Origin of the sequence: Variovorax boronicumulans NBRC 103145, assembly GCF_001591345.1 — a bacterium.
GTDB lineage: Bacteria > Pseudomonadota > Gammaproteobacteria > Burkholderiales > Burkholderiaceae_C > Variovorax > Variovorax boronicumulans.
Map to the genome: position 1 here is coordinate 1 of NZ_BCUS01000241.1, position 2,401 is coordinate 2,401.

The window sequence follows — 2,401 nt, forward strand, 5'->3', positions numbered from 1 at the left end:
CACCAGCGCGGGCGCCGCGACGCTGAAGCCCACGGTGCCGACCGCACCGAGGAACCCGAGCACGGCCAGCCCGCCGATGCCCAGCGTCGACGACAGCACCATGCCGAGCAAGGCCAGCAGCGACACCGCGCGCAGGCTCTCGGCCCACACCATCAGGCGACGGCGCGACATGCGGTCCGCGAGCAGGCCCATCGGCAGCGAGACCAGCAGGAAGGGCAGCGTCTGCACCGCCGCGAGAAAGCCGATCTCGCCCGGCCCGGCGCCGAGCGCGAGCACGGCCACCAGCGGCACGGCCGCGAGGCTCAGTTGTTCGGCGGACTGCGCCGCCAGATTGGCCCAGGCAAGATGGGAGAAAGAACGGGGAAGCGGCGAGGGCATGGGGCGGCACACGAAGAGAAAGACCGCATCCTCGGGGCCGCGCCCCTTCGCCGCTGGCCGTTTACGGACGTGAAAGCCTCAGCCCGCGTTCATCTGCTCGAACCACTCGGCCACACACACCGCCTCGGGCGCCGCATCAGGCGCAAGGCCGTAGTAGTAGCGCTCCAGCGTCATCCGCAACGCAGGCAACGGCGATTGCAGCCGCCCCGAGGCCAGGTCGTGCGCCACCAGCGAGGTCGGCGCCAGCGCGATGCCCAGGCCGTCGACCGCGGCCTGCAGCACGAAGTGCAGGTGATCGAACTGCAGCCGCCCAGCCGGCCGGGCGCGCGGTGCGCCGACCTGCTTCTTCCAGTCGTCCCAGTCGTCCTTGCGCGTGCGCGCCGACAGCAGCACGTGCGAGGCGAGGGCGCGCAGGTCGGGCAGCGGCTGCGCCTTGAACAGCGCGGGCGCGCCGACCACCAGCACTTCGTCTTCGAGGAAAGGCCGCACCTGGATCGACGACGGCCAGCCCTCGAGGCCGCGGCGCACGGCGATGTCGAAGCTGTCGGTGGCCTGCTCGGGTATCACGGTGCTGGTGACGACCTGCGGCTCGATATCGGGATGGCGTTCCACGAACGATGGCAGCCGGGGAATGAGCCAGCGCACCGCGAACGACGGCCGCACGTTGATGCGCACCGCGCGCGCCGAGCCCTGCAGTTGCAGCGCGCGGGCCGCCGCGTGGATCTGCGCGAGCGCGGGTTCGGTCTCCGCAAAGAACTGCTGGCCTTCGGGCGTCAGCGTGACCTGCCGGATGCGACGCTCGAACAGCGCCACGCCCAGGCAGGCCTCGAGGCTCTTGATCTGCCGGCTCACCGCACTGTGCGTCACGTGCAGTTCGACCGCGGCACGCGTGAAGCTCAGGTGGCGGGCCGCCGCCACGAAGGCGCGCACGGCATGGAGGGGCGGTTCGCGAAGCGGCATGCGTGCGATTTTCTCACGCATGCCGCGCGGGAATGTCGTTTGTCGGCGGGCGTCGCGAGCGGGCACGATACGGGCTCGATGTCCGCCGCACCACCGCTTTCTCCCGCCGCTCCTGTCCGTTCCACCGACCTGGATTCCCGCCACGCCGCCATGGCACTTGGCCTGTCGCTGCCGGCCGACGTGGTGCTGTACCTGCTGCTGCCCATGTACGCGTCGCAGTTCGGCGTCTCGCTGGCCGAGGTCGGGTTGCTGCTGGCGGCCAACCGGCTGGTGCGCATCGCGGGCTACGGCTGGGTGGCGCGTTTCTATGCACGCCACGGCGACCGGGCGAGCTGCACGCTGGCCGTGGTGGCCGCCGCATGCTGCGGGCTGGGCTACGCCACGCTCTCGGGTTTCTGGGCGCTGTTGCCGCTGCGGCTGACCTGGGGCCTGTGCTTCGCGGCGCTCAACCTGTCGACGCAGGCCCTGGCCACGGCCGACCCGATCGGTGCCGCGCGGCGCAGCGGGCGTTCGCGCGCCCTCATCGCGACCGGGCCGGTGCTCGCGCTGCCGCTCGGTGCGCTGCTGGCGTACACGGTCGGTCCGCGCGCGATCTTCGGTGTGCTGGCGGTGGTGTCGTTGCTCGCGCTGTTCGTCACGCGGCGGCTGCCGTCGAGGCCGCACCACAGTGCCGCGCCGACACGGCGCTTCTCGCGGCCGAATGCGCTGGACGGCTGGTCGTTCATGGAAGGGCTGGCGCTCGACGGCCTGTTCATCGTGGGCCTGTCGTACCTCGGCAAGGACCTGCTGCCCGGCGGCGCGGTGATCGTGGCCGGTGTGCTGATGGCGCTGCGCTACCTTGCGGAAATCTTTCTCGGGCCGGTGGGCGGGCGCATGGCGGAGCACTTCGGCGCCGAGCGCCTGCTCGTGAGCCTGTCGCTGGTGACGTCGCTCGCGCTCGTGGGCTTCGGCCTGGGCTGGCTGTGGAGCTGCGCGGCGCTGATCGTGGTGTTGCGCGCGCTGCAGCTGCCGCTCCTGCCGCCCATCGTGGCGCGTCGCACACCGGGGCCGGAGCGCGTGCGGG

General features: G+C 71.8%; 3 protein-coding genes. 1 reads left to right on the plus strand and 2 read right to left on the minus strand.

Annotated features, from left to right (window positions below; translation table 11 throughout):
• Both VBO01S_RS31215 and VBO01S_RS31220 read right to left on the minus strand, forming a co-directional pair.
• Positions 1-378: MFS transporter (locus tag VBO01S_RS31215; protein WP_157627545.1), on the minus strand; the 378-nt coding region annotated here is incomplete at its 3' end.
• Between the two features lie 78 nt (positions 379-456).
• On the minus strand, positions 457-1,338 hold the full coding sequence (locus VBO01S_RS31220) for a LysR substrate-binding domain-containing protein (protein ID WP_062483028.1): 882 nt from the start codon (positions 1,336-1,338) through the stop codon (positions 457-459).
• Positions 1,339-1,488: 150 nt separating this feature from the next.
• Between VBO01S_RS31220 and VBO01S_RS31225 the strand changes: the two genes are divergently transcribed.
• Positions 1,489-2,401: MFS transporter (locus VBO01S_RS31225; protein ID WP_255221260.1), on the plus strand; the 913-nt coding region annotated here is incomplete at its 3' end.

Bases quoted from the DNA above. Each gene is read 5' to 3' on its own strand.
- VBO01S_RS31220 (WP_062483028.1), bottom strand. From the start codon at position 1,338: ATGCCGCTTCGCGAACCGCCCCTCCATGCCGTGCGCGCCTTCGTGGCG.